Annotated in this window: 29 protein-coding genes; 7 read left to right on the top strand and 22 right to left on the bottom strand. The window is 43.5% G+C overall.

Translation table 11 applies throughout. The annotated features are described in order from the left end of the window. The first annotated feature begins 3 nt into the window (after positions 1-3). The 3 genes from vscU to R7Z49_RS17725 all read left to right on the top strand — a co-directional run bounded on the left by vscU (position 4) and on the right by R7Z49_RS17725 (position 2,875). On the top strand, positions 4-1,053 hold the full coding sequence (gene vscU, locus R7Z49_RS17735) for a SctU family type III secretion system export apparatus subunit VscU (RefSeq protein ID WP_005387129.1): 1,050 nt from the start codon (positions 4-6) through the stop codon (positions 1,051-1,053). Between the two features lie 102 nt (positions 1,054-1,155). Further along, a complete protein-coding gene (locus tag R7Z49_RS17730) occupies positions 1,156-1,866 on the top strand; it encodes an AraC family transcriptional regulator (RefSeq protein ID WP_318111870.1) in 711 nt (236 codons plus the stop codon). A gap of 106 nt (positions 1,867-1,972) precedes the next feature. Then, positions 1,973-2,875 (top strand): DMT family transporter, encoded by a 903-nt coding sequence (locus R7Z49_RS17725; protein ID WP_373417447.1) that lies wholly within the window; start codon positions 1,973-1,975, stop codon positions 2,873-2,875. An 89-nt stretch (positions 2,876-2,964) separates the two neighbouring features. On the opposite strand, the gene R7Z49_RS17720 is transcribed toward R7Z49_RS17725, so the two are convergent. From R7Z49_RS17720 to R7Z49_RS17625, 20 genes are all read right to left on the bottom strand, one after another. Next, the gene (locus R7Z49_RS17720) at positions 2,965-4,443 is read right to left on the bottom strand and encodes a hypothetical protein (protein WP_017821337.1); all 1,479 of its coding nucleotides are present in this window, start codon (positions 4,441-4,443) and stop codon (positions 2,965-2,967) included. Positions 4,444-4,452: 9 nt separating this feature from the next. Next, complete coding sequence (locus tag R7Z49_RS17715; protein ID WP_005377211.1) at positions 4,453-4,911, bottom strand: CesT family type III secretion system chaperone; 459 nt, start codon at positions 4,909-4,911, stop codon at positions 4,453-4,455. A gap of 230 nt (positions 4,912-5,141) precedes the next feature. Next, entirely contained in the window at positions 5,142-6,119 is a 978-nt protein-coding gene (gene vopR / locus R7Z49_RS17710) for a type III secretion system effector VopR (RefSeq protein WP_017821338.1), read from the bottom strand. Between the two features lie 10 nt (positions 6,120-6,129). Continuing rightward, positions 6,130-6,576: a type III secretion system chaperone gene (locus R7Z49_RS17705; protein ID WP_021707758.1), complete on the bottom strand. Its 447-nt coding sequence runs from the start codon at positions 6,574-6,576 to the stop codon at positions 6,130-6,132. 255 nt (positions 6,577-6,831) lie between these two features. Beyond that, on the bottom strand, positions 6,832-7,995 hold the full coding sequence (locus tag R7Z49_RS17700) for a VopS family T3SS effector adenosine monophosphate-protein transferase (RefSeq protein WP_318111869.1): 1,164 nt from the start codon (positions 7,993-7,995) through the stop codon (positions 6,832-6,834). 3 nt (positions 7,996-7,998) lie between these two features. Then, positions 7,999-8,484 (bottom strand): type III secretion system chaperone, encoded by a 486-nt coding sequence (locus R7Z49_RS17695; RefSeq protein ID WP_238972255.1) that lies wholly within the window; start codon positions 8,482-8,484, stop codon positions 7,999-8,001. 131 nt (positions 8,485-8,615) lie between these two features. After that, complete coding sequence (locus R7Z49_RS17690) at positions 8,616-9,254, bottom strand: HrpE/YscL family type III secretion apparatus protein (RefSeq protein ID WP_005387146.1); 639 nt, start codon at positions 9,252-9,254, stop codon at positions 8,616-8,618. Next, positions 9,233-9,898 carry a SctK family type III secretion system sorting platform protein VscK gene (gene vscK, locus R7Z49_RS17685; RefSeq protein WP_005387147.1) on the bottom strand — a complete coding sequence of 222 codons (666 nt, stop codon included), beginning with the start codon at positions 9,896-9,898 and terminating at the stop codon, positions 9,233-9,235. The genes R7Z49_RS17690 and vscK overlap by 22 nt, the downstream gene beginning before the upstream one ends. After that, complete coding sequence (sctJ, locus tag R7Z49_RS17680; protein WP_086012989.1) at positions 9,891-10,637, bottom strand: type III secretion system inner membrane ring lipoprotein SctJ; 747 nt, start codon at positions 10,635-10,637, stop codon at positions 9,891-9,893. The genes vscK and sctJ overlap by 8 nt, the downstream gene beginning before the upstream one ends. Beyond that, the gene (gene sctI, locus R7Z49_RS17675; protein WP_005387149.1) at positions 10,637-10,981 is read right to left on the bottom strand and encodes a type III secretion system inner rod subunit SctI; all 345 of its coding nucleotides are present in this window, start codon (positions 10,979-10,981) and stop codon (positions 10,637-10,639) included. Before sctI ends, sctJ begins: the two co-directional genes overlap by 1 nt. Positions 10,982-10,989: 8 nt before the next feature. Then, on the bottom strand, positions 10,990-11,625 hold the full coding sequence (locus R7Z49_RS17670) for a YopR family T3SS polymerization control protein (RefSeq protein ID WP_053307006.1): 636 nt from the start codon (positions 11,623-11,625) through the stop codon (positions 10,990-10,992). Next, positions 11,622-11,981, bottom strand: a complete 360-nt coding sequence (locus R7Z49_RS17665) for a YscG family type III secretion system chaperone (protein WP_170893413.1) — start codon at positions 11,979-11,981, stop codon at positions 11,622-11,624. Before R7Z49_RS17665 ends, R7Z49_RS17670 begins: the two co-directional genes overlap by 4 nt. Before the next feature lie 3 nt (positions 11,982-11,984). Next, a complete protein-coding gene (gene sctF / locus R7Z49_RS17660; RefSeq protein WP_005377199.1) occupies positions 11,985-12,233 on the bottom strand; it encodes a type III secretion system needle filament subunit SctF in 249 nt (82 codons plus the stop codon). A gap of 18 nt (positions 12,234-12,251) precedes the next feature. Continuing rightward, the gene (locus tag R7Z49_RS17655; RefSeq protein WP_005377198.1) at positions 12,252-12,455 is read right to left on the bottom strand and encodes an EscE/YscE/SsaE family type III secretion system needle protein co-chaperone; all 204 of its coding nucleotides are present in this window, start codon (positions 12,453-12,455) and stop codon (positions 12,252-12,254) included. Continuing rightward, on the bottom strand, positions 12,442-13,743 hold the full coding sequence (sctD, locus tag R7Z49_RS17650) for a type III secretion system inner membrane ring subunit SctD (RefSeq protein WP_318111868.1): 1,302 nt from the start codon (positions 13,741-13,743) through the stop codon (positions 12,442-12,444). The genes R7Z49_RS17655 and sctD overlap by 14 nt, the downstream gene beginning before the upstream one ends. A 5-nt stretch (positions 13,744-13,748) precedes the next feature. Further along, a complete protein-coding gene (sctC, locus tag R7Z49_RS17645; protein ID WP_005377196.1) occupies positions 13,749-15,623 on the bottom strand; it encodes a type III secretion system outer membrane ring subunit SctC in 1,875 nt (624 codons plus the stop codon). Then, positions 15,620-16,048, bottom strand: a complete 429-nt coding sequence (locus R7Z49_RS17640; RefSeq protein WP_053307002.1) for a YscB family type III secretion system chaperone — start codon at positions 16,046-16,048, stop codon at positions 15,620-15,622. The genes sctC and R7Z49_RS17640 overlap by 4 nt, the downstream gene beginning before the upstream one ends. A 12-nt stretch (positions 16,049-16,060) precedes the next feature. Further along, entirely contained in the window at positions 16,061-17,041 is a 981-nt protein-coding gene (locus R7Z49_RS17635; protein WP_005377193.1) for a T3SS regulon anti-activator ExsD domain-containing protein, read from the bottom strand. Positions 17,042-17,189: 148 nt separating this feature from the next. Further along, on the bottom strand, positions 17,190-18,050 hold the full coding sequence (locus R7Z49_RS17630) for an AraC family transcriptional regulator (RefSeq protein ID WP_005377191.1): 861 nt from the start codon (positions 18,048-18,050) through the stop codon (positions 17,190-17,192). A gap of 609 nt (positions 18,051-18,659) precedes the next feature. Then, a complete protein-coding gene (locus R7Z49_RS17625; protein WP_154204533.1) occupies positions 18,660-19,073 on the bottom strand; it encodes a YscW family type III secretion system pilotin in 414 nt (137 codons plus the stop codon). Between the two features lie 388 nt (positions 19,074-19,461). On the opposite strand from R7Z49_RS17625, the gene exsC reads away from it, so the two are divergent. Both exsC and exsE2 read left to right on the top strand, forming a co-directional pair. Next, on the top strand, positions 19,462-19,908 hold the full coding sequence (gene exsC / locus R7Z49_RS17620) for a type III secretion system regulatory chaperone ExsC (RefSeq protein ID WP_005377174.1): 447 nt from the start codon (positions 19,462-19,464) through the stop codon (positions 19,906-19,908). An 8-nt stretch (positions 19,909-19,916) separates the two neighbouring features. Further along, complete coding sequence (gene exsE2 / locus R7Z49_RS17615) at positions 19,917-20,222, top strand: T3SS regulon translocated regulator ExsE2 (RefSeq protein ID WP_005377171.1); 306 nt, start codon at positions 19,917-19,919, stop codon at positions 20,220-20,222. Between the two features lie 126 nt (positions 20,223-20,348). Here the strand turns inward: exsE2 and R7Z49_RS17610 are convergent, their stop codons facing one another. Further along, on the bottom strand, positions 20,349-21,869 hold the full coding sequence (locus R7Z49_RS17610) for an aldehyde dehydrogenase family protein (protein WP_005377169.1): 1,521 nt from the start codon (positions 21,867-21,869) through the stop codon (positions 20,349-20,351). A gap of 239 nt (positions 21,870-22,108) precedes the next feature. Here R7Z49_RS17610 and R7Z49_RS17605 point away from each other — a divergent pair, with 239 nt between their 5' ends. After that, positions 22,109-23,875: a sigma-54-dependent Fis family transcriptional regulator gene (locus tag R7Z49_RS17605; protein ID WP_064368463.1), complete on the top strand. Its 1,767-nt coding sequence runs from the start codon at positions 22,109-22,111 to the stop codon at positions 23,873-23,875. Positions 23,876-23,936: 61 nt separating this feature from the next. Here R7Z49_RS17605 and R7Z49_RS17600 read toward each other — a convergent pair whose 3' ends face one another. Beyond that, positions 23,937-24,074: a hypothetical protein gene (locus tag R7Z49_RS17600; RefSeq protein WP_005377165.1), complete on the bottom strand. Its 138-nt coding sequence runs from the start codon at positions 24,072-24,074 to the stop codon at positions 23,937-23,939. A gap of 578 nt (positions 24,075-24,652) precedes the next feature. Between R7Z49_RS17600 and R7Z49_RS17595 the strand changes: the two genes are divergently transcribed. Further along, positions 24,653-24,856, top strand: coding sequence for a hypothetical protein (locus tag R7Z49_RS17595; protein WP_005377162.1), 204 nt, complete (start codon positions 24,653-24,655; stop codon positions 24,854-24,856). Positions 24,857-24,957 lie beyond the last annotated feature (101 nt).

Raw genomic sequence — 24,957 nt, 5'->3', positions numbered from 1 at the left:
TTTATGAGTGCAGAAAAAACTGAGCAACCCACCGCAAAAAAGTTACGCGATGCTCGACAGAAAGGTCAGGTTGCCAAAAGCCAAGAAATCGTATCGTCTGCATTAATTTTGGCGCTCATAATTGTACTGTTTGCGTTCGCCGATTATTACATGTCGCACATCTCAGCGCTTATTCTCCTACCAAGTAAGCTTGCTTATCAGGGTTTCCAAGATGCGCTAGTCGATGTCGCTATCGCCATCGCAAAAGAAATTGCCTATCTACTCGCTCCGATTATTCTGGTTGCTGCACTCGTCGCCATCTTTTCCAATATGGGGCAGTTCGGGTTCCTATTTAGTGGTGAATCCGTTAAACCCGACATCAAAAAGATCAATCCCGTCGAAGGTGCCAAACGCATTTTTTCCCTCAAGAGTGTGATTGAGTTTATCAAGTCGATCCTTAAAGTCTCTCTTCTTTCCTGCATTATCTGGGTGACATTACGCGGTAACATCAACGCTTTAATGCAAATTCCAACTTGTGGGCTAGAATGTGTCCCGACCATTACTGGCGTCATGATTAAACAATTAATGATTATCTCTTCGGTAGGCTTCATCGTCATCGCTGCCGCAGATTTTGCGTACCAGAAGTTTGATCACACGAAAAAGCTCAAAATGAGCAAGGACGAAGTGAAGCGCGAATACAAAGAGATGGAAGGCAGTCCAGAAATAAAAAGCAAACGTCGTCAGTTACACCAAGAGCTACAAGCCTCTAATCAACGTGAAAACGTTAAACGTTCTAATGTATTAGTTACAAACCCAACACATATCGCGGTTGGCCTTTATTACAAGAAAGGCGAAACGCCCCTGCCCGTCATCACTTTGATGGAAACCGATGCGGTAGCCAAACGTATGGTCGCAATCGCTAAAGAGGAAGGCGTGCCTGTGATGCAAAAAGTCCCTCTTGCTCGTGCACTATACGCCGACGGTAACGTCGACCAGTACATCCCAAGCGATCTTATTGAGGCAACTGCGGAAGTGCTTCGTTGGTTGGCTTCGTTAGAGTCCGAGGCGGACTAACAAACCACATCCCATTCAAGATCTGGGCTTACAACTGCCCAGCTTTCAACCTCGATACTTTCAACGCTATAATGCGGTATCCTTTAACTGTATGTTGTTTTTATGAAATCTAGCTTAAGCATTCGCTCCTACACGAAACGTATGAGCCGACATACTCATAGTGATTATCATCAACTGGTGCTTCCTCTCCAGGGCAACATACATATTGATATGGATAGCTATGTCGGAAAGGTGGCGGTTGGCGACTGCATAGTCATCCCCAAAAGTTGTGCTCACGGGTTTAATGCCGAAGAGTCATCACGCTTTATTGTTGCGGATATGACCACTTTGCCCACTCATTTGATGGATAATAGTGTGGCTGTGTTTTCGATTAGCCCGCCTCTACTGAGCTTTATCCAGTTTGTCGAAAAGCAACTTGAGTATCAGGTTAATGATGAAATTGAAAACTCAATGGTTGCAACCTTCTATCTGTTGCTGGAGCAGCAAAAGCGGTCTCGCTCCGTGGATTTGCGTATTCGAAATGTACAGGTTGTGATCGCGGAGCAGCTTGATCAGCCACTCACCATTGCCTCATTAGCGAATGCCGCTTGCTTGAGTCCGACGCAGTTTAAAAAGCTTTTTAAAGAGCAGCTAAAAGTGAGCGTCCATAAGTACATTACACTACAACGTATGGAAAAAGCCAAAGCACTACTGACTCATACAGACCTTCCAGTTCAGTTGATAGCTGAACGAGTTGGTTATAGTGACCTTTCCGCGTTTAGTCGACGGTTTTCAATGCATTTTGGTATGTCTCCTAGAGAGTTTTCCCGATAGTCACTAAAATAGTCTTCTGGAACAAGTATTCCGTCTTTTCAGCACAAAAATCTCTATCGCTTTCTTTTATTCTTTCTACCCTAAAACAGCCATTCACTAGGTAGAAATTACAGTGTTAAAAAAACATTTCACCGACTATCAATTAGGAACTTTATCCATACTTTTTGCTTCAACCCTGTGGGGAACGACGGGCACCGCTGCCAGCTTGGCACCGGATGTCAGTGCTCTCGCCATTGGCGCATTTTCTATGGGTATTGGTGGGTTTATGCAAGCATGTCTATCTGCGAAGTCACTGAAGAGAGATTTTCGAAAAGTCGTACATAAGAAGAAAACGTTACTGATTAGTATTATCGCCTTAGCCACCTACCCACTGGCTTTTTATTCATCAATGCGATTCGCTGGTGTGGCTATTGGTACGGTTATTTCTATCTCCACTGCTCCTTTCTTTTCTGCTTTGTTAGAGTGTCTCTTTAGCCGAAATCAGACCATAACCAAGCGCTGGATGATGAGTTTCGCAATCGGGGTCATTGGCATTACCTTGTTGCTGGCTTCTGAGTCATCCGCAAATAGCTTATTTGATCAGGATATGAAGCATTGGGGTGTATTACTTGGCCTATTGGCAGGTTTGACGTACGCCATTTACTCATGGGGAGTAAAGGCTATGATTGACCACGGCATTGAATCGCAAACGGCCATGGGAAGTGTTTTTGGTATTGGTGGAGTTTTGCTTCTACCAACACTTTTCATCACGGGTGATAATCTATTTGCATCGTCAACTAATACGGCGGTCATGCTCTACATGGCCTTGATTCCAATGGGGTTAGGTTACGTCGCTTTTGGGTTTGGGCTACGGTTTGTTACAGCCAGTGGAGCTAGCATACTCACGCTATTTGAACCTGTTATCGCAGCAGCACTAGCAGTTGCGATTGTTGGGGAAGAAATTTCTTTCATTGGTTGGGTTGGTATAACGTTGACACTTGTGTGTTTGTTTCTTCAGTCGAAAAGTTAAATTAAACCGATATTAGCCAGCCCCAAAAAGGAACGCTGACGGTAGATAAAGTAAGGAGCAGCACCTACTCCCTACTTTACCATTTGAAATTACACCCAGCCTTCTGCCAAGTACATCAATCGCAATTGACTTGGTGAGCCTAGTTTTTCTAGCGCATCTAATTGGACGTCACTCAGGTTTGGGCATTTATCAAGATAAACTCGTCCGTTTGCTGCATCTAGGGGGAGCTTGTAGGTTAGCTTTTCGTTTATTTTACTTGCTTCCCCTTTATCAATCGCTCGAACAGCTGGCATGAGCCAATCCCAATCTTCTCCTAACAGTTTTTTAAACGCCCCGTTAGCAATAGACTCGGTTTTACTTGGTGCATCCTCTGGGCTTAGCTTCAAGATAGAGTCTACGTCAGGAACCAAGTGCTCACTTGGTTCTGAACCCAACATCTTTTTCAGTGTTAATCGAGCGGCTTCCATCTCTTGTGCCTCTTTAGGCGCTTGAGGAGAAGTCATTTCAGTATTCTCCTTAGGACCAAGGTACGCCATTAATGCGCGGACAGAAGCCGGATCTTGCATACTAAAGGTAAAGTCTCCTTTGGCATTAGAAACTTCAAGCCTTGGTAAAACACCAGACATCTCACCTTGCATGAGTTGTTCTTTGACTTCTGTATTTAGTCCGTATGCTCCAGCTTGGTTCGCAACAAAACCACCACCACTCATGATAGCAGTCGTTGCCGCAGAACCGATTGCCTCTTTTGCTATCGGTGTGACGCCCACCGTTGCTACAGAGCTAACACCGAACGTGCCCAGGCTCCCCGTCGCCATACCTAATGTAGCTCCAATGCCACCTTCAGCCGACAGTATCGCATGACCTTGAGCCAAGGTTTGCTGCATCGGCATAGAAAGACGTTGATCTCGCCCTGGCAGCTGTGAAATTTGTTCTAACTGATGATGGTAAGCCTCAGCATCACCATTTACGGCCGCTTTGTGCAGCTCTCGACCTGTAGAAATCAATAAGCCAACGCCAGGTAATGCCAAGTTAATAACGGCGTTAACACCAGAACCTTTTAGCTTTTCTTTGCCCATCTGCAGCAGTTCAGCAGCAAAGCCATCCATTTTTCCCGGATACTGGGCTTCTAAGCTCACCTGCATACGCGGATCTTTGCTGATCGCATCAAACGTATTTTTAAGCTGCTGGTACGTATCGCTGCTCACTTTTATTTCATCCAATAGGCTGACAACTTCTAAGATTTTACGCTCAGTAAGTGGCTCACCGCGATAGCCTGAAGGACTCACTAGGGAGTAAGCCAACAGCGCAACCTCAGGTTTTTCTTGCTTAAGTAGCGCTTGTTTTAAATCAAGGTGAGTTTTGATGTTTTCTTGGAAAAACTTAGTGTATTTGCTTCTCAATACGCCTTCGTGAATAGAAGCAAACTTGTGACCTTTGTGGAATGTGGAAGGTTCTTTTACTTCACCTCTTTTACTGATCACTCGGTCATCTTTTTGCGCAGCAACTGCACGAAACTGCTCTAGATCAGGTACTGGGCTTTGGCTGATTTTTTGTGTTGTATTAACCATTTTTCTCTCCTACACACGAAGTGATTGAACATGAGCTTGTTCATGATTAGAGGTGGTTGGAATCGCTTGATCCAACATTGCGAAACGCGCTTGCCACAGCTCGGCCTGTTCAATAACTTCGTGAAACCAAGCGGTAAGGTTCGTCGTATTTAGATGCTCAACGGGTTTACGTCCTGCTAAGACAAGCTGTCGACCGTTTGGAGCCAAAGCAAGTGCGAGGTTGCCACTACCAATTCCTTGATAGTTCGCATGAGCAAGAAGCTCTAAACCTTTTAGTCGTTGTTCACCGGATTTTTCTAACCCTCCGAACGTTACAGACAACATCAAATCATCCGTATCTGTCGCGATGAAATACAACATGTAGCGATCATCGACCAGTAGCTGACAACGTTCATTTTCTTCAAAATTCAGTTCGGGCAACTCATTGAGTTGGCAAAACTCCAAGAGCAGTTGTTGAATCGTGTTCATAACTTTTTCCTTTTGTTTCAATAACTCTATTGAACAACGATTGCAGATTGAACGATGTCGGTAATGGCTTTATTTTTGTCACTTTTTCGCCTTCATTGTGAGGTTTTCCGCAGAAATCTCGCTCTAAAATCGAGTTGCCAGAGTAATAAAAAAGAGCAGCTCAGAGCTGCTCTTTCAATAAAGGTTAGATGCTTAGCATGGTGTATTTGCTCACTTCTTTTGCAGAGTGACTAACCCAGTTTATGGCTATCAAAAATGACTTCTGTTGGCGGGAACATATTCGAAACAGGTGGTCGTTGTGCATCTCCAAACATTGGTGCACCGAATGCAGATGTCGCCCAAGGGTCAACAATTTTCACATCCTTACTCCACGTTGATGGATCTTTTATGTCGCTCCCCTCTTGTCGACCAACCAGTACATAAAGGTGTGTACCTGAATGACCCTTTTTAAACGCAACCACTTCTACTTTGGGTTCACTTTCAGGTGTTCCTGACATGCCTTGAATCATCTCAGCGGCGGCAGCAAAGGCAAATGTAGTACAGCAGCCGGCTTTCGCGGTTTGTACTGCCTTAGCAATGTTCTGTAGAGTGCTTAATTGCGGTGCGGTTCCTCTTTGTGCTGCAGCTTGAACTCCGTTTGCGGACATCGTCGCTCTGTGATCTTGCATGATTCGCGCTTGATCCGCGTGAAGCTCTTTTAGTCGTGGCTTTCCTTTTGTTTCATAAAACTGTGACCCCTTAACACCGAACGTATTTAAGTCCGTACAGGCAAAATCACCAAGCTTTTGAAGGTTGGCTTTATGTTCGTTGATAAGCGCGACACTCGATGAGGCTTTATTGGTTTTGGAAGAAGAGGCTGCCGTTTGTGCAGTGGGCCAATTTGAGCTAGGACCAGACGACAATCTCTCAAGATTTTTCAGGCTCCCAAGCGTTAACTTGTTTTCACCGTTCAACACATTTTTCAGCATCAGCTTCGCAACATCTTTAGGAATACCCTGCTTAGTAAGCAGGTTCACTACAATATCTTTCGCTTTATTCTGGTGGCTAATACGCGCGCTGATACTTTTATTTTTTGGTGCGCCCTCTTTAACAAAAATATCTTTACCGTTGTGTGCTCGAACCTCTTTGTCGTCAGCTTGATTTTGTGTCGCCAAATGTGACGTTAACTGACTCAACGAGTGCATTTGCGATGTATTAATATTGACCATGTGTGATGCCTTAAACTTGAATAAATGCGTGTACGTCTGTTTGGCTAAAATCTACAACCGTGTTGTTTTGAAATAACTGTCCCCAAGTATCAACTAATTCGTTCAACTGAATGATTAAGTTAGCAATGTTGGTGAGTTCACTTCCAGCCGCGATAGCAACTTGAAGAACAACGTCTTTGCGTGTTGGATTCACACAAAACTGCACACCACCTGTTTCTCGATACAAGAAGTTGTATTCAAGTAAAACTTGAAGTTTATCTAGCGTAATATCATCTTGTTCTATAAGCAGGTTTTTGGAAATCAATAACTCGCCTTTTTCCTCTACGAGCAGAACATCGACACTGTTGTTTTCAGCAAAATGCAGTGACCACATTTGATTGTCATACGCTGTCACGCGCTCAAGGTTCAGCACTTCTCCTAGCTCAGAGAGAAGCATATTAATCTTTCCTGTATCCATGTTGTGTCCTGTCTAATTTATTATAACTAAGTGACATCGATATATTTATTGCAGCGAAGCCACTTGGGTATAACGGCTCATTTAAATAAGCGAATAAGGATAAAAGAGATTTTATGGCGAGATAGAAACCGACACTTTATTTCAACGTCTCATTTTTATTGCTATTAGCCGTTTTATTGAGAAGAAAAATTAAGGTTAAGCTGGAAAATAAAAGAGCGGCAATCGCCGCTCCAAAAATTAAATAGAAGTAAAAAATCACTTAATACCGTGAAGGCTATTTTCTGCATCCATAGCTAAAGGATTGAACGAGTCGTTACGAAGTTCTGCTATCGCGTATAGCATGCGACCCATGCGACCATTTCCATCGGTAAAGCCATGGTACCCGATAACTCCGGCGAACAAATGCTTACCTAAGTCTTTATCTTCTGCAGGGTTCTCTTTCAAAAAGCCTTCAATGTGCTGCTTTAACATGCCCTCACCGCCAATACTTGAAGGCAAAGTGCCACCCGAAATATTTGGCCCTCGGTAATCACGCTCAACATTAGGCACCAATCGAGCGTGTAGCTCTTTTAGGTTTTCCATATTCAATAAATCTTTACCATTAGACGCGTATTCTTTCAGTAAAGACGTAATATTTTCGGCATCGTTTCCTTTAGAGTTAGAAGCATTAATGATCCACGCCGCAGCTCTTTCAACATTATTGGTTACGCCACTTTTGTTAAACGCGTCCTCTGCCAGTCCTTCAGCGTATACACCTTGGCTTAGATCGGTGCTTGCTAGACCTTCGATATGACGTTGCGCCGATTTAAGATGCATCACCTCCATATCAAACACCGCTTGCATTTGATTAATGCTACCTGCCGGGTTTTTCTGCGCTGCAGATACACCACCGCCGTAGTCTTTTACTACACGTCCAGCAAGCAACTTCGCTGCACTTTCGCCAATCAGTGATGTGAGGTTTTTACCAGAATCGGTTTCTAACATAGCCTCTGTCATCGCTCGCTCTGCTAACTGGTTTAGCTCAGCAGAGTTCGACTGAACTGATTTACTGTCTAACTTCGCAAAGGCATTTAAGACATCTGATGCGGTTTTTATGCTTCCATCTTTGAAGAACATTTGTCCATGCTCAACAGAAGAAGCAGCTTGTAAACGCTGAGCTTGTCCTTGCTCATTATCAAATACGGCTTTTGTAAGGGCTTTCGCTACCGATTGTGGGCTACCTTCGCGAAACAGTTTTCCTGTCGCTTCAAAAAATCGCGCTACCGCACCATTCGTAGGATTGGCGCGAGTAAATTCTTGGGTCGCTGCGTTGATTTGGTATTCTTTGCCACCAATACTCAGCTTACCTTCGTTAAGTATCTCGTTACGAGCTTGCGGCATGGCGACCTGCAACGCGCTAACACTTCCAAAACTGATCATGCTTTAAACCCTTAATGTGGAAAAATGAGTGGTATTCGTTTCCGGTACTTCGATTGTTTTATTGGTTACTTCTTGTGTATTCGCACTTTTTAACCACTCGATGAAATTCGCAAATGACTCATCGAAAAAAGATGCAGTTAGCAGTTGCTGAGGCAGGTGTATGAAACCGATATATCCGGTCTCTTCCTCCCAGCATACCGCTGGAGAGCCTTGCGTTAAGGCACCTTTCATATGTTGATGCAAAATATCAGCACTCGGTTTATCACCTGAAATTAGCCCGATAAGCGTCACACGATCTTCTTGTGCACGAATTGTGATTGCTGTGTTTTGCTCAACGAGTAGATGGCAACAATCATCCTCATCAAAAACCAACGGCTCCAATTGGCAGCGGCTGGCAAAATCTGTCAGTAAAGAAGTTATAAATCCATTAGCCATTCGACTAAATAATCCTATTTTTGTTGTTTTAGAGGCGCTGCTTGGTTGCAACACTTATCAACTAAGCAGCTTTCTTAGGTGTATTCTTAAGGATTTATGGCAGTGAATATTTTAGAAATGGTCGGATTTTTTTTGTTTAAAGGCATTAAAATGAAAAAACTCAGCAAGTGCTGAGTTTTTGAGGTTTATTCATGAATCGTAATTTTACGCTCGCTGAGCTGCTTCACCATGGCTTGCTTTAATGCATGCAGCTGTCCATCAATACTGGCGTCGATGATCCCAACTTCTGTTTCCAAAATGCAGCCTCCATTTTTCAAGCGCGCATCTGCTACCACGTCAACGTAACCGACTTCAGGGAAATCACTTAATACACCAGCCACCTTTTCTCTCACCTCAACAACCTGCTCTGGGTGGACATGTAAAATGACCTGCTTTTGGTTACTCACCAGTTGCAAAGCTTCTCGAACTACACTCACCGTGGTATCGACATCATCGAAGGTATCGATGATCTTACGTACTGCTTCTAACACCACACCTGTCATTTTTTCTTCGACTTGCTGATAGTAGTCATTACAACGTGCTAAGGTTTCAACCATCGTTTGCGCATTTTCAATCTTGGCTTGTGCAAGGCCATCTTGATAACCACGTTGTTTTTCGGTTTCGTAGGCTTGTTGGGCATTAGCAATGATGCTTTCAGCTTTGGAGTTCGCGGCTTCAACTAAGTGTTGCGAATCCAGATAACTGGCATAATCTTTCGCTTTCAGCACCTTTAAGCCAGGTGCCAGCTGCAAATTGTCTGTTTTTATTTCAACAAATGAAACCATTGAGGAATAACCTGTTTTGCGATTTTTTTTGTGAGTCGATACGCCAGATCTCGTTGATCCGCTTCCAACCAGTTAGCTGTTTCTGCGTTTTCGCTAAGTTGCTTTTCTAATTTGAATTGCCAACGAAGAACAACATCTTCCGGTGAGTTAATCAAAATAAACCTCATCCAAAAATATCCCAGCGCCCTCATACTTGCTTCAACAGACCTTTCATCCAATAGTTCTGGTAACGAACGCTGCCAGCCTTGCGGCCAGCTGGATAACAGCATAGGCCCGTTTTGAATTAAGAACCGAGCGCCTTCCAAACCAAAAACGTTGTTCAGAACCTGTTTCGGGCGTTTTAAAACAACGCCTCGCATTGCCACACAATGTAAAGCTCCGCCCACCATCAATACGAGTTGGTTCAACGCATCCGCTGGGAGCAACGCCAAGCTATGGCAAGGTTTGTTAAAAGCCGTCTCAGGAACGGGAGATAACGCCCACTCATTGATGCACCATTGGTTAAACATGGGGTTATCTCTCCAGCCTTCGATATTTAGTAACCAAGGCTGCTTTTGCTCTATCCAACTTCTATGGATGTACTGGCAAGGCGCATAGTTAAACTGGTGTTGTACCTGCGCGAGTGGTGTTTCTGGTTTAACCACGCTTCGTGTTCCTACGACACCATGTAAAAGTAGCGATATTCGAGCCGATGAGTGCCGCTACCAAGAACACCAAAATGGCGATAAGATTATTCGCCGTCTCTTTGGTGACCTGAACCGACAAAATGCTTTTAAATTGATTGTTTTGAGTAGCAACTCGAACCTCTGATGAGGGTACCATCACTACGCTGATTCGATCGTAGTTCAGCCCCTCAATGCTATTGTTCACTAATAATTTGATCTGCGGAACATATGAATCAAGCGCAATATCTGCTGCGTGTTTAATAAATACGGAGGCAGAAGCTGGAGTTGGACGCTCTCCTGGACGCAGATCTTGATCTTCCAAAACAACATGAACACGTGCCACTAGCACGCCATCAATCTGAGATAAGGTTGAGGAGAGCTCTTGAGATTTCGCGTATACCAAACGTGCTCGTTCTGCTAATGGTGACGAGATCAAATCGTCTTTGGGAAACACTTCTTTCAGTGTGGAAAACTGCTCTCTTGGATAACCTTTTCGCTTTAGCGCATCTACCGCGAAGGCGATTTGAGAACTGTCTACCATTAACTTGACGGTGTTGTCTTTGTCAGGTTCTTTTGTTGCAACGACACCTTCGGATAGTAAGATCGACAACATCTCATTACCCTCTTTCTGAGTAACGTTGGTGTATAACTCGGTCTGACAACCTACCAGAAACAACGTGAGCATGATGAAAACTGCTCTCATTTTATTCATCATCACTATTGTGCCTTCAATAAGGTTTCTACGTTTTGTGTGGTTTTACCCACGGTTTTCGCGATCAGCTCTTCTTGAAAAGTAATGCGTGTCAGCGCCCACTGCATTTGCAGTAATTGCGCCGGATCATCACCCACCATCTTCATGTTGTCTTGCAGGTTACTTTTCGCGTTATCGATAGTGTTTTTCAACTCGCTGATGTTTTCTAGCAAACCTCCCTCCAGGCCATTACTTGCCTCGGGAACCGACATGGCTTGCTCAAAACGTTCGCTTAAACCGTCTTCGACTTGCGCATCCTGTAACTTATCAATGTTGGTTTGCATCACCTCGGTGTACTGCGTGTTTATCATATGTACTCCTAAGATAAATCTAACTTGTGACTGTGAGTCATGATGTTTTTCACCATCGCATTTTTTTGGATCATGAAGCTAAGTTCATCACGAACCATGTCCAGTGTTGATGCCATATCAGGTAACGACTTCAACTCTGCCCAGCAATGCCATAAGGCTTGTTCTTTCTGGGCACCCAGTGGAAAATGCTGCGCTAGCATTGCTTTTAGTGCTGTTTTATCAGCAGGTGGTTCGGCAATAAGCTGTCCCGAAAAATTCCCTAGTAACTCCTGCTTCAACACCTTTAACAAATCAGATTGTGGCTGCTCGTTGCCTTTTGCACTCTTCGCCTCATGAAAGGCGTACCACATTGCCTCTCGTTTAACTTGAGGGTCGGAAAACGCTTCATTTAACGATGATAAGACACTTTGTTTACTGACAACCTCTGCGTCTTTTAATGATTCGTACCACGCTTTAATCTCCGCCAGTTTGGCTTCTGTTTTCTCTAGCGTCTCTTTTGGAGAAACATGTGAAACTTGCTCTTGCTTGTCACTTCGCTCCATGAGTGCTTTCATCTTGTCTTCATCGCTCCGCTCATAATGGCGCGACTCCAACTGACGCAAAGATTGGTGTTGAAGACTTAGGTTACTTGAATCAATGATCATCCAAGATTCCTAATGTCCTGAGAAAAGCTCGCAGCAAATGCTTGGCTTTCTTCGCTTCCTTGTGACGCAAGTTTTACCCAGCTTTCCGCTTTGCTCAGTAAACCGGCTTTGGCAGAAGCAAGAGCCGCTAAGCTGATCAGATCTGGATAGGCATTACAAAGTGGTTCGAGTAATTGATGAGCCTCTTCATACAAGCCTTTATTCATGAGGCTCATTGCACGAATCATCGCAACGGTCTCTTCAGAACCTGAGCTTGCTTCAAGGCCATCTGCAATCGTGTTGGCTTCTTGATGACGATGCATACCTGTTGCCATCAGCGCGATTTCAGCCAGCAGTTGGCGCGTTTCTCGTTCCATGCTTTACACCTTCTGGAGAATCGACTGCATCACATCTTTAATCGCACGAGTGGTGGTCGCATTGATATTGTAAACAACAGACCATTTGTTGATCGCGTGCTGAAGCTCGGCAAGCTTTGATGGATCATCGGCATTGGTTTCTAGGTTCTTGATGGCTGCCGTCACTTCTGTGTTGGCATCTTTCGCTTGTTGTTCTAACTTAGCTTTAACATCATCAAGGTTTACACTGTTACTAGCATCGTAAAATGACATAAGACTTCCTCGTATTTTTTAGTTAGCTTCGTATGATTCAACGACCGCATGGGCGGCTGTGTAAGCTTCATACTGTTTGAGTAGCAATTGGTACTGCTGCGGTGAGCACCCTAAATCCAACTGACGTTTCACCACCGCTTGTGCTTCTAAGAGCTTGCTCTTAATCTTGTGCACTTCCGCACCGTTTGTGTCGTTATTTAAAATTTGTTCAAGATTTGTCATTGTTCGTCTCACCTTCATATCCAAGTTCTATTGTTATCACCCGCCCGCCATTAACCAACTCAATACCAGCAGGTGTAACACTGGATATTCGGTAGCCCTGAGGCGTTCTTGCACCGACCATATAGCGAACGTTATCGGTCAGAATCACATATGGAACCTGGCCAAAGTTAACGCTACGAAACGGGAAATCGATGTTGGTGCCTTTACTCACCTTAGGTATGGATTTCAAAACTAAGTACGGTTTCTCACCATATTGTTCCCGGAAGTCTCGGGTCACACCGTAAAATCGAGTCGTTTCGATATCATCAAGCTCACCACGAACTTCGATGCGATCACCGCTGGTGACCAACTGGACTTTTTTCAGTAACTCCGCATCCGTTAATAACGCTTTTAGCGTATCCATGTAGGCACCCGCTCGCTGCAGTTCAACCTTCCACGCAATAAGACCAGGCACGTCTCGCTCCAAGATTTGTTCAACTTGGTTCCAGCGGCTTGCATCATCGATATAGCCCGTCAGCAGCAGTGTGCCGATCTCATCGCCATTTTCGACTTTCACTTGGTGATAGCCGAGGTTGCGCAAAATAAATCGAACCCCGCGACGGATTTCTTCCATCGTTCTTAAGTCACTTTTGTAATTGATGCCCAATACATCAATTCGACCAAGCAGATCGAGTTTCTGTGCTCGGTCTTCAACATAGCCCTCTAAGACTGCTTGGCGTGCGGCGGCATTCCATTCCACACGAACGTCGCTAAGTTTGAGCTCGCCTAAGATGTTACGTACCAAAACAATGGGTTCTGCTTCTGTAACAATTTCATTGTTGTTTCCGTTAGCTTGGCTGTACCACATACCGGCAAAAATGACACTCGGGACAAAACTACAGAGCAAAGCGATGAGCGTTGTTTTTTTCCAGCTAGAGCGTTGCACAGCAACCACAGGTGTATTCTGTTGGCTAGATTCGTCGCTGACGTTACTCACAATTAACGCATCTTCCGCGTATCCCAGAGCGAACTTCACAACGCCGACCGAGACAACAGCATGGCGTGACAACTCGATACCATCACCTGCAACAGCGATGTCTTCACTGTTAATATTTGCCTCTTCGCAACCTCGTAAAATGACCGAGTCTTGCTGGCAAACGAGGGTGAAATGGTTCGCTTCGACCCCAGCATCAGACAGTACAAGATCAGCAATAAAGTCGTCACTGCCAAGCACGAGAGCACCTTCAGGTAAGGTGACTTCTACTCCGGTATGCACGCCTGATAAAATACGAATTTTCCATTGCTGCATCGCGGTTAAGACTCCTCTGAAGGGCGCACACACTCACTTTGTGAGTCATCACATTCCAATACTTTCACCCGCCAACCCTTTTGCCCTGTTGGTAATTGGCACTGCGTTAATTGAGACGACTTTTGCTGTGACAATAAGTCTTGTTGATAGCGCTCGGCTTGAACCCTCGATGTGCAGCTATATACTTCCACTACCGATTTAAATTCAGCGCTATTGTTGGAGATGTTGTTAAGCTTGCCGATACTTGGTCGCAAGTCATATTCGTTGCCAATCAACACACTATCGCCAATACCATCCACAACAATTCGAGGTTCTAAAATAAACATTCGTACTGTGCGGCGCTTAGTGTTGGTATTACTTCTAAACAGCGCGCCTAAATATGGGATGTCTCCTAGCAATGGCACTTTACGTAACTGATGGCTCACTTCATCTCGGTACACACCACCGATAAGTAAGCTTTGCCCTTGTTTAACCGTCGCTAAGGTGCTGATTTCAGTTTTACGAACGGAAGGAAGATCATCGACGCCACCATCAGCGATTTTTGCACCGTCTTCGAGATGAAGGCTCAGGTTAATTTCAGGTCGTGCAGCAAATCTATCACCAACGATACGTGGGACAATTCTCAGTAACGTGCCATACGTGACCTCTTCCAGCGCTGCGGTTTCTTTACCAACCAGCTTGACGTAAAAAGTGCTGCTGTTGTTCAGTACCGCTTCGACATTTTCCTGAGTTAACAATGTTGGTCTTGAAACCACTTGAGCACTGCCTTTGGATTCCAATAAACGAATTTGAGCCAGCAAGTAATTTAGGTTGGTTGAATCAAGCAAGGACTTAAAGTTCTGTCCACTGCCGAGCGTCACATCCCCCGAATTCACATCACCTGTTGTTTTGATATCGACAATGCGGTTGTTTCCGACAGACACTCCCGCTCGCCAATCCACGCCTAACTGACTTAAATCGTTGGCACTGATATCGACAATCGATAGCGCGACTTCAATTCTTGATTGCGGCTGGTCTAATTGCGCGACCAGTTTACGATAGAGCGGTAATCGTGCTTGAGTATCACGAACGATAATCGCATTAAGACCCGGCTCTGCTTCAACTGTTGCGCCACCATGAACTGAGGCGGTTTTATTACTTTTTACAGGCTTATCTGGACTGGTAACTTCTTTGCTAGACGCACTCGCCACTTGCGTTTGAACACCAGACACGACCCGTTTTAACACCGATGCGATGCCCGGGACCGTAATTGTCTGATCTCGATATGCAATTTCTCTATCCGTTGCAGAAGCGTACTTCAAAGGAATTATCTCAACGAATAATTCGTCGGTTGAATTTGATTTCTGCAGCAAGCGCGTTTCCAATGCCTCCGCCGTTTGTACCACTAAGTCGACATAACGTGGAGGACCCGCAAGATAGACTAACCCTTTGCTCTCAGCCGCTCTCCAACCATAACGAGAATCCCAAACGCCGGTGGAAATTAACGTACTGCGTAGCTCTCTAGCCGTAAGTAATTCCAATTGAAGTAAACGTGAGCGAGTTTCTGTCGCCTTATAGACATGTAAGACGGCACCATCGAAATACCACATCAAGTTGTACACTTGCGATAAGTAATCGAGGAATTCCGCCGGATCTTCAGGGGTAAAACGCCCATTCACTCGATCGTTGACTTTGTCACTAACAGAGACCGAGACACGATAATTTGCACCGAAGTTATTCAACAACTCTTTTAATGAGTCGTTATCTGCATAGTAGCGGAACGGTTGTTCGGGCCAGTGTAAGTCTGTTGCTTGCGCATATCCCAAAGGAACAACACTCACTGCGCATAACAATGCCTTTGTTGCAGCACGTCTAATGTTGGGAAAGATTTTTAGCATCATGGTAACCACACTGTATGGTTGATTGTGTGGTTCACACGTTCTTGTTCCAATAATGCAATGTAACGCTCACATAGATTGACGTGCTTAGAAAGCAAAGCAGAGAACCGTTCCACCGAACAGTCCTCAACCCGTACTTTACTTTGCAAAATCAATTGCTGATCATCATTGGTTGTCAGTACGCCGCCATCCGCACGAATGGTTTTTAATGAGAGCTGCATGCAACGTTGTAACGCTTGTTCTTGTTGATAATCTAGATGCTCTTTAAACTGGAAGGGTAACGTCGCTTCCCATAAAATCCATGACGCACGTTGCTTGATGGTCAGTGATAACTGGTCAACCTCGATGTTGTAAGAACCATTTTCTGAGGCAATAAAATCCCCTACCTTTAGCGCTTCCGCTAAAGATTTCATCATCTTATCTAACATTTAACGCCCTATTTAGATCTGGCTGAGGTGATTGCAAGCCTGGCCGCACTGACCACTTTGAGTATCAAAATAGTAGTGATCGATATCACCAACAGTTTGCATGTTCTTGAACCATTGCCATACTTTCGCAACCGCATTTTGGTCGTTGTAAACCACATCGCATGCATCCCAAACTTCGTTCAGCTCAGGGGCTTCAAGTCGTACTTCCGAACACCAATTTTTCCACTCAGAAATAAATTGTTCGGTTGTCGAGGTGTACTCCGCGAACCCTTTCAGCTCGTCTAAAGACGGTTGCCACTTCTCAATTAACAAACGATGACATTCAATCACTTGCAACTGTTGTTCGCTTAACGTCCCAAGTTGCTTTTTAAGTTGATGCTGCTGGCTCTTAATAAGATCGAGTTGCTGTTGAACAAAGACGGCACTGGTGTCTTCCCCTGATAGCTTCGACCAATATTCCTTCTGAATATCGAGTTGATTGATAAGTTGTTCAACTTTAATCGAAGCATGAAGAGCACTTTGATCGACTTGTCGGTTAATCCACTCGTTGAGTGATAAATGGAAACAAAGCATCAACGTTTTTGGGACAGCCAAATTAAAGCGAAAGCCCAGACGAGAGTTGATGTAGTCCAGCCTTTGTTCGAACGTTGTGATTGTGCTGCTATCACTGAGCTGCGATCCAATTTCCAAAAATAAACGCATAGCAAACCGGTCTATCGAAGCACCAAGTTTTTGATACGTTTTTACTAACTGGCTAGCGCACAGGCTATCGACGACATTTCTATCCAACAAGCGTTGAAGTAAAGATAACTGCTCATAATTTATGACGCCTTCACTCAACAATTGTCGGTGATTGACGTGCACAACATTGAGATCCTGCGTAGGTTTCGAGGCGCTTTCATAACGAGCTCCTCTTTGTAAAACAGTCACTTTCCGCTGTGTCACTATGCTGTCTGGAAAAAGCGAACGGCGTCGCCAATGCTGCTTTTTCATTTATGTTCGTCTCCGCACCCCTTTCGAACAATCCAGAAAGAAAGAGATGTAATAATTTTTAATCGTTCGTTGTTACACGATACATAATAGAATTTACACTGGTGAGTGACTTTCAAAATTAGTCAGAAAATTTTAGTCCCAAGTCATTTCATTTCGCGATAGCCACTTGATCGTCTCCCGAACGTACGCGGCTTGGGGTCGTTCCAAAACGACGACGGTAACTCTGCGTAAAGTAAGACTGGCTGGAAAACCCTGCCTCCATCGCCACATCTACGATGCTCATCTTGCTCGTCAACAGCAGTTTGTGAGCATGCAGTAGTCGACGCTCACTGATCCAAGCTCTTGGAGAAATGCCATAGTGCTCATTAAAAAGCTCTTTAAAAGTGGTTAAGCTGGCACCAAACTCCTGCGCGTAGTCTGTCAACTTCCATTCTTTTAAGTAATGCTGTTCCATAAATCGACGTAACCGTTCCGACGTACGGTTTGTTTGTTGTGACAGCAACGCATACAGTGATTCTCCTCCTTTGCTGTGTAGCAAGAGAATGAGTAGTTCTTCGTATTTTAGGCACATAATGGCATCAGGGTACGCTTGTTGCTCAAGCGTCTGCATGCTGGAAAGCACTTGTTCAACGAGTATGTTCAAACCAAAAGTAAACAAACCAGAACAAACTTTGTCTACCTTAGGCAGCATCATCAAGAGATCACTGTGTTTTTGCAGCAACTGACTAACGAGTTCATTGTCGTAGGCAATAATCGACGCTTTGTATGCCCCATCTAGCGGAGAGTACTCTAACAAGTAATCTCCTTGGGATAGAAATACCCCATTTTCTGCAGCAACATCGATTGTGCAATCACCTGTTTGAACTCGAAGCTGACCATTGTGAACGACAACAATGTGAGACTGGTCTGAGTGAAATACTTCGTCAGATTTTTCATAGCAGGAAAAACTACGAATTTTTCGTGAACTCGAGTCGACCCTTTCTGAGTTTAGTTGGCCTGACACATCCATTTTCTACCCTTCATTATTTTGAGTTTCTCAGTGCAAATGTTGAGAAACTTTCAAAGCACTACTTTGATTGTTGTTATTTCTAAGTACTGCTGTATGAATTAAAGAAGCAAAGAAAAGAGCATAGAAGTTCTATCACTTACCATACCCCCCGAATAATTAGCAAATAACCCAAGCATTACCTTTACCTAAAGGTAAAGGTTTGACTTAGTAAATTTCTGCTGTCCGTCTTTATTATTTTTATCAGATAGCGTTTATCATTAGCCAAAACTTAAATATCATTTCGTTATTTAAGTTTGGTTGTTTTGTTATACATTAGAATACAATTAAATAGATTTCGGCATCGTTTCGAGAACAAAATTAAATTTCCAAAATCATAAAAATGTATGTTTTATAGCCTAAAACGCCAAGCCAACGTGTTCAAGGAGCGAGATATAATCATAAAAAATACTGTTTTTGCAACAAGTATGAGTCTAAAAAACAACTGACCCGATGACTTCAAAGTCATGTAATTAATGTTTATAAAAGACAACAAATCTTTCACAACAGGAAAGATATAGTCTTTATTTTTATAAATTAGAAAATTCTAATAAAAATGTAGTACTTAAAATTTTATCTGTTTATTTTTGGAACAAGAATCAAGTTTTCTTGTTTATTTCCCTCTAAAAATAAATAGTTCTTTTCTTTTTCCGCAACGAGCTCACCGTTTGAATAAAGCTTTCCAATAATCTTCATTTTTCCTTCACCAGCTTGAATTGGTGCAATTAAAAACGAATACTGCACAGGCAACTGAACGCCTTGGTAGCTCTGAGATGCCGATTTAAAACATTGATTATCAATAACTTTACATATTTCCACCTCAAGAGAAGTAATCGAAGGTGGAAAGTAGCCGTCGACAGAAACCCAACCATAGACTGATGCCTGACTCTGTGTATCAAAGCCATCCACCCCATTGACGGACACAGTCTGACTGCACCCACTCAGTATGAATAACCCAATAAAACCAGCCCATATAGAATTGTTCATTATGACCCCATAAACGTATTTTATATAATCTAGCTCATTTGAAATTCACACAATTCTTTATGTAAAAATATAAAAGATCAACTTATATTTATACTACAAGCGGACAATAAATCGCATTTTTCAACAACACGTAGTTAACATGGACTGTAATTTCAAAAGCAGTTTCTGTTCTCTTTCATTCCTTCCTTAATTGAAGTTTATTAGAGAAAAGTGATATTCATATATATCATTACCATCGAGATATGCATCTGAACACATTTACTTTTGCCTTTCTATTTCTCTCAACACATTTAAAAGCCAAAATATAATAACAACCGACTAATATTGATAAACATGAAGAGATACATCTAATATTTTCCTTGATAAAATTTCAAAAGGGACTATTCCTATGTCAGCACGCCAAACTATCGATGAGATTTTGCTAAAGTTTGCTCATCAAATAGGCTTGCCTGCACTGCATCTAACGGAAAATGAAGTAAGCTTAGCCTTTGATGATAATCTAAGGGTGCATATCATCTTTCATCCTGAATCGACAACTCTGCAGCTCGAAGCTGAGATTGTTGGCCTTCAAATTGTAAATTCCGATCTTTATCGCTCTTTCTTGGCCTTTAATTATCACTGGCCTGAGCACCAGTTATTTTTTAGTTTAGATAACCACCGACATGTCCTATGTTTAAACCGACTCATTAACATTAGGCGACTGGATTACGAATATTTTGAAACAGCTTTAGCAGAATTGCTGACGCACAGCGAGTCGTGGGAAGCGTTATTGTCTTCTCATGTAACCATTGATGAGGCACCACCGATGCCACAAACTTTAGACTTGAGAGTTTAGGTGTCTTTATGTCCAATGACATCCAATCCACATACACCAATTCATCGGTTCATGACGTTCAACAAGCGCAGCAAAGTGATGCAGTGCCGCAAGGAACGTTTCATGGCCGTAAAGTCACCCTACTCTCCTCATCAGAAAGCAGTATGACGCGAACAAGCTCTAAAAGAGAGCTTGGTGAATGTTTAAATCAATTTGCCAGTCTCGAATCTTGCAATCGCGTTTTGGACTTTGATCCGCAACTCAATATTGACAAGCAAAACGCCGCCGTAGAAAAGCTTATGGAACGAAAAGTGGCGATAATTCAACGTTCCTGATATCACAATATAAGCGGGTTAAACATCTAAGTTAACCTTCAGCCGACAAGCTCACGCTAATAAAAAACCCCGAAGATTCGGGGTTTTGATTCATACTGCTTTTTCTTTATTAATTACTTAGTTTTACTAGAAGAAGCCTAACGGGTCGATGCTGTAGCTAATCAGCAAGTTCTTAGTATTCTGGTAGTGGTCCAGCATCATCTTGTGCGTTTCACGCCCGATACCCGATTTTTTGTAACCACCGAACGCTGCGTGTGCAGGGTAAGCGTGGTAACAGTTAATCCAGATTCGACCAGCTTCAATATTACGGCCCATACGATATGCGACGTTCGCATCACGTGTCCAAACACCTGCGCCTAAGCCATATTCGGTGTCGTTTGCGATTTCCAACGCTTCAGCCTCATCTTTGAATTTGGTGATAGCAATCACTGGGCCAAAGATTTCTTCTTGGAAGATTCGCATCTTGTTGTGGCCTTCCAACATGGTTGGCTGAATGTAGTACCCCTGGTTGATAGACTCTGGCTGTTCTGACACTCCACCACCAAAGACCACTTTTGCGCCTTCTTCACGGCCGATTTCCAGGTAACTTAAAATCTTATCAAACTGTTCTTGAGAAGCCTGAGCACCGACTTGAGTATCGGTATCGAGCGGATTACCTTGTTTAATCAGCTGTGCACGTTCCGTCAGTTTCTCTACAAACTTGTCATAAATCGCTTCATGAACCAGTACGCGAGATGGACAAGTACAAACTTCACCTTGGTTGAAGAAACCAAGTAACGTACCTTCGATACACTTATCAAGATACTCATCTTCGTAATCGAAGATATCTGAGAAGTAGATGTTTGGAGATTTACCACCTAACTCAACTGTCGATGGGATCAAGTTGTCTGCTGCACATTTCAGAATGTGGTTGCCAACTTGCGTAGACCCGGTAAAAGCGAGTTTCGCAATGCGGTTGCTGGTTGCTAATGCTTGACCCGCTTCAGAACCATATCCGTTTACAACGTTGATGACACCAGGAGGAAGAAGGTCACCGATTTTTTCCATCAGAACCAGAATGGATGTTGGGGTTTGCTCTGCTGGCTTCAATACCACACAGCAACCCGCCGCTAGTGCCGGTGCTAGTTTCCAAGCCGCCATCAACATTGGGAAGTTCCACGGAATAATTTGACCAACCACACCAATCGGTTCTGGGAAGTGGTAGCTTGCGGTGTGCTCATCCAGTTCTGCCGCACTGCCTTCTTGTGCGCGAATACAGCCAGCGAAGTAACGGAAGTGATCCACTACTAAAGGTAAATCTGCCGCCAAGGTTTCGCGAACTGGTTTGCCGTTTTCCCAAGTTTCTGCAACTGCAAGCTCTTCTAGATGCTGCTCAATACGGTCAGCAATTTTCAGCAAGATGTTCGAACGTTCTGTCACGCTGGTTTTGGCCCATTTTGCTCTGATGTTGTGCGCGGCATCCAGTGCTAAATTAATATCTTCCTCGCCAGAGCGAGCAACTTTACAATACGCTTGTCCGTTGATTGGTGAGATATTGTCAAAGTACTCACCACCCGTTGGTTTTACCCATTCCCCACCGATAAAGTTATCGTAATGCGATTTAAAGTTAACAATGGCATTTTCACTACCTGGCTGTGCATAGATCATAACTCTTCCTTTTGTTTCTCGTTCAATGTGTTATTGCAGTGTCGTATCGCACTGTTCACAAAGAGCATTACGCAAGTCACACGCCAACTACGCCACACTTGTTGTTAATTAAATGTAAAACTATGATTACCAAGCGATAACAAACCAAGTGAGCGATGTTTGAGCGGATGTATGGTGTGAACACCAATGTTCAAGTGTTCCAAAATGGCACACCCTCACTGTGACAAAATGGTACAGTCATGGAACTTCAACATATTAGCGATAACAATTGGCTTTCAACTTCATGGGTCAGAAGTGAACAAGCGGGTTTAAAACAGCGTCGACGCCCTGAAGATATTCGAGTAACGCCAGCGACGCTCCAAGATAGGCGTCACCAACTCAATTTTTTGCTAGAGACAGTCACTCAATTTGCGCTCCCTTTGTTTAATCAGCTATTTGCTCATAGCGACAGTCGCTTAATTTTGACGGATTCAGATGGTGTCATCATCGGCAGTTGGGGACAGCCTAGATTTCGTGAAAAGTTAACGGAAATCTCGCTAAGCTCTGGTGCATGCTGGCAAGAAAAGGTCAAAGGCACCAACGCGATTGGTACAGCCTTGGTTGAAGCAAAGCCCGTTTCTGTTATTGGTGATCAGCACTTTATCCAACACCATCGTTTTATTAGCTGTTCGGCTAATCCTATTTTCGATCATCTTGGTAACCTCATTGGCGTATTAGATATTACGAGCGAGCAAAAGAGACATGACTTCTCAACGCAAGTACTAGTACAAAACATGGTCCAGCAAGTGGAGAATCAACTACTTAACTTGATTCCACAAGGGCATATTCGTGTGGATTTAGCGTGCGAAAAAGGTTTACTGAATAGTGGTTGGCAAGGAATTATCATTGCAAATGAAGACGGACAAGTTTTGGCTCACAATCAAGTAGCCTCTCAACTTTTTGCGCAAAAAAGTATCATTGGGCAATCCTTAGACGACATTCTATCCACTCGGGGAAATGAGCACCCTTTCGTTTTCAAAACAAAACCGCTTACCGATAAAGATAGCAAGGTCAAGTCTCGTGCTGTAGCGGCGTCCAATGATCTTCATTATGGCGACTCCGCAGTTGAGCACTGTTGGCAGCAAGCCAATCGCGTCATCGATAAAGACATCAGTTTGTTGATTCTCGGAGAGACTGGTGTTGGCAAAAACGAGTTTGTGAAAGCGCTTCATAAAAACAGCCAGAGAAAAACGGGACCGTTGGTTTCCGTTAACTGCGGAGCGCTACCAAAAGATCTGGTTGAATCTGAATTATTTGGCTACGTAGCCGGTGCCTTTACTGGCGCAAACAGCAAAGGCTATCAGGGGAAAATTCGCCAAGCACACAAAGGGATTTTGTTTCTGGATGAAATCGCAGATTTACCCTTGGAAGCTCAAAGCCGCTTGCTCCATGTATTGCAAGATAAAACCGTGCTTCCCGTGGGTTCAAACCAAAGTATTCAAGTCGATACGCAAATCATTGCAGCCACGCATAAAGATCTGGAACATTTGGTCAGCGAAGGATTGTTCCGCCAAGATTTGTATTATCGCCTTAATGGCTTGATCATTGAGCTACCTCGCTTTGAGGAACGTGATGACAAACGACAACTGATTGAGAACATTCATCGGCGTCACGCCGAATCTGAACAACAGCTTTGCCCTCACCTACTTTCTCTGATGCTGTCTTACTCATGGCCAGGAAATTTGCGTGAACTCGATAGTTTAATCAAAGTATCCGCCTTAATGGCGCAAGGTGAAGAAATATTGGAACTCACACACGTCCCAGCCCACCTAAGTAAGAAACTCAGCCAAGCTCAAGAAGGAGCAGCATCCGCTGAACCAACTTCAGAACTGCGTGCAACCGTCGAAGATAAGTTGCTCAAAACATATCAAGCCAACCAGGGGAACATTAGCAAAACGTCTCGTATGCTTGGTGTGAGCCGAAATACCATTTACAGAAAGTTGAAAAGCCTTGGCATATTAAGTTAATTCTACGACCTCAGATACAAAAAGAGCACCGTTGCGGTGCTCTTTCTCTTTGAAACCTAGCTTACAGGCCGCCTTGTTGTTGTGCCTGTTTTACTAATGCCTGACGTTGAGTTTCCTTCTCAGAGATCACTTGATTGTCCTTGTGCATTTCCTGTTCCAATTCTGCTGGAATGAAAACAAAGTACTTGTTAAGAGTCATCTTAGAACCTCAATTTGCTGTGTTAATTACCTTCTTGGTCGACGTAAACAAAACCAGAAAAACATGTTTTACTGGATCCTTGTTGCTAGTTTCAAAAAATAAAGGATGTTCATATAATAAACATCCTCCATGTGGGCGCTAATTATAGGCGTAGTTTAGAGGCTTACCTAGCACTCTTTTTCACCTTTTGTGCAATCTGAGTTTCGATCGAAAAACAGATTTAATTGCCCGTAGTTACTAAGGTATTGTTAAACAGAGAAAAAAGCTTTTACTGTAACTGACGACAGGGATGAGCTTACGAGTGTAGGTTCACTTGCAATTGTGTATCGTAGAGTTCGAATACGATAATAATAGCGCTACATGCCCTTAATCTGCGTAGTTAAAAACTTTGAAGTGATAGACAACCGAAGTCATATCTGTGCAACTCAGTTTAACGATTTGTCTACCAGTTCAATATTTCACCTTTTTTGAGAAATCTTTAGCCACTTTTTTGTGTGAAACGTCCCAAAAGAGCAGACAATTAAAAGTGTAGCATATGACCACAATTGTCTATCCCCACTTAGCTTCGGGAGGCGTTTATGAAAAGTAACAAACTTGGCCATGTGATGTCTTTCAGCAGAATGTTTTCCTTCATTGCATTCTTGACGGCCACATTCGCATGGATTCTCAGCATGTACGCCCTATTCACTGTTTCTTTAGTGGCTCTTGTGGTCAGTGCAATTCTCTACCTAAAAGACAGGTTTTATCAAAACAAGAAAACGACCACTGAAAAGAGCGCCTAGGCGCTCTTGAAGTTCCGTAAAAGCAAAAGTAAATTACCACCTTCTAAAGAAGGTGGCTTTGTGTGAGCCCCCTAAAAGGGGGCCTTTGTTTAGTCCAGCGC

This window comes from Vibrio sp. 1562 (assembly GCF_033340155.1).
GTDB lineage: Bacteria > Pseudomonadota > Gammaproteobacteria > Enterobacterales > Vibrionaceae > Vibrio > Vibrio alginolyticus.
This window is presented reverse-complemented; position numbering and strand designations above follow the sequence as displayed.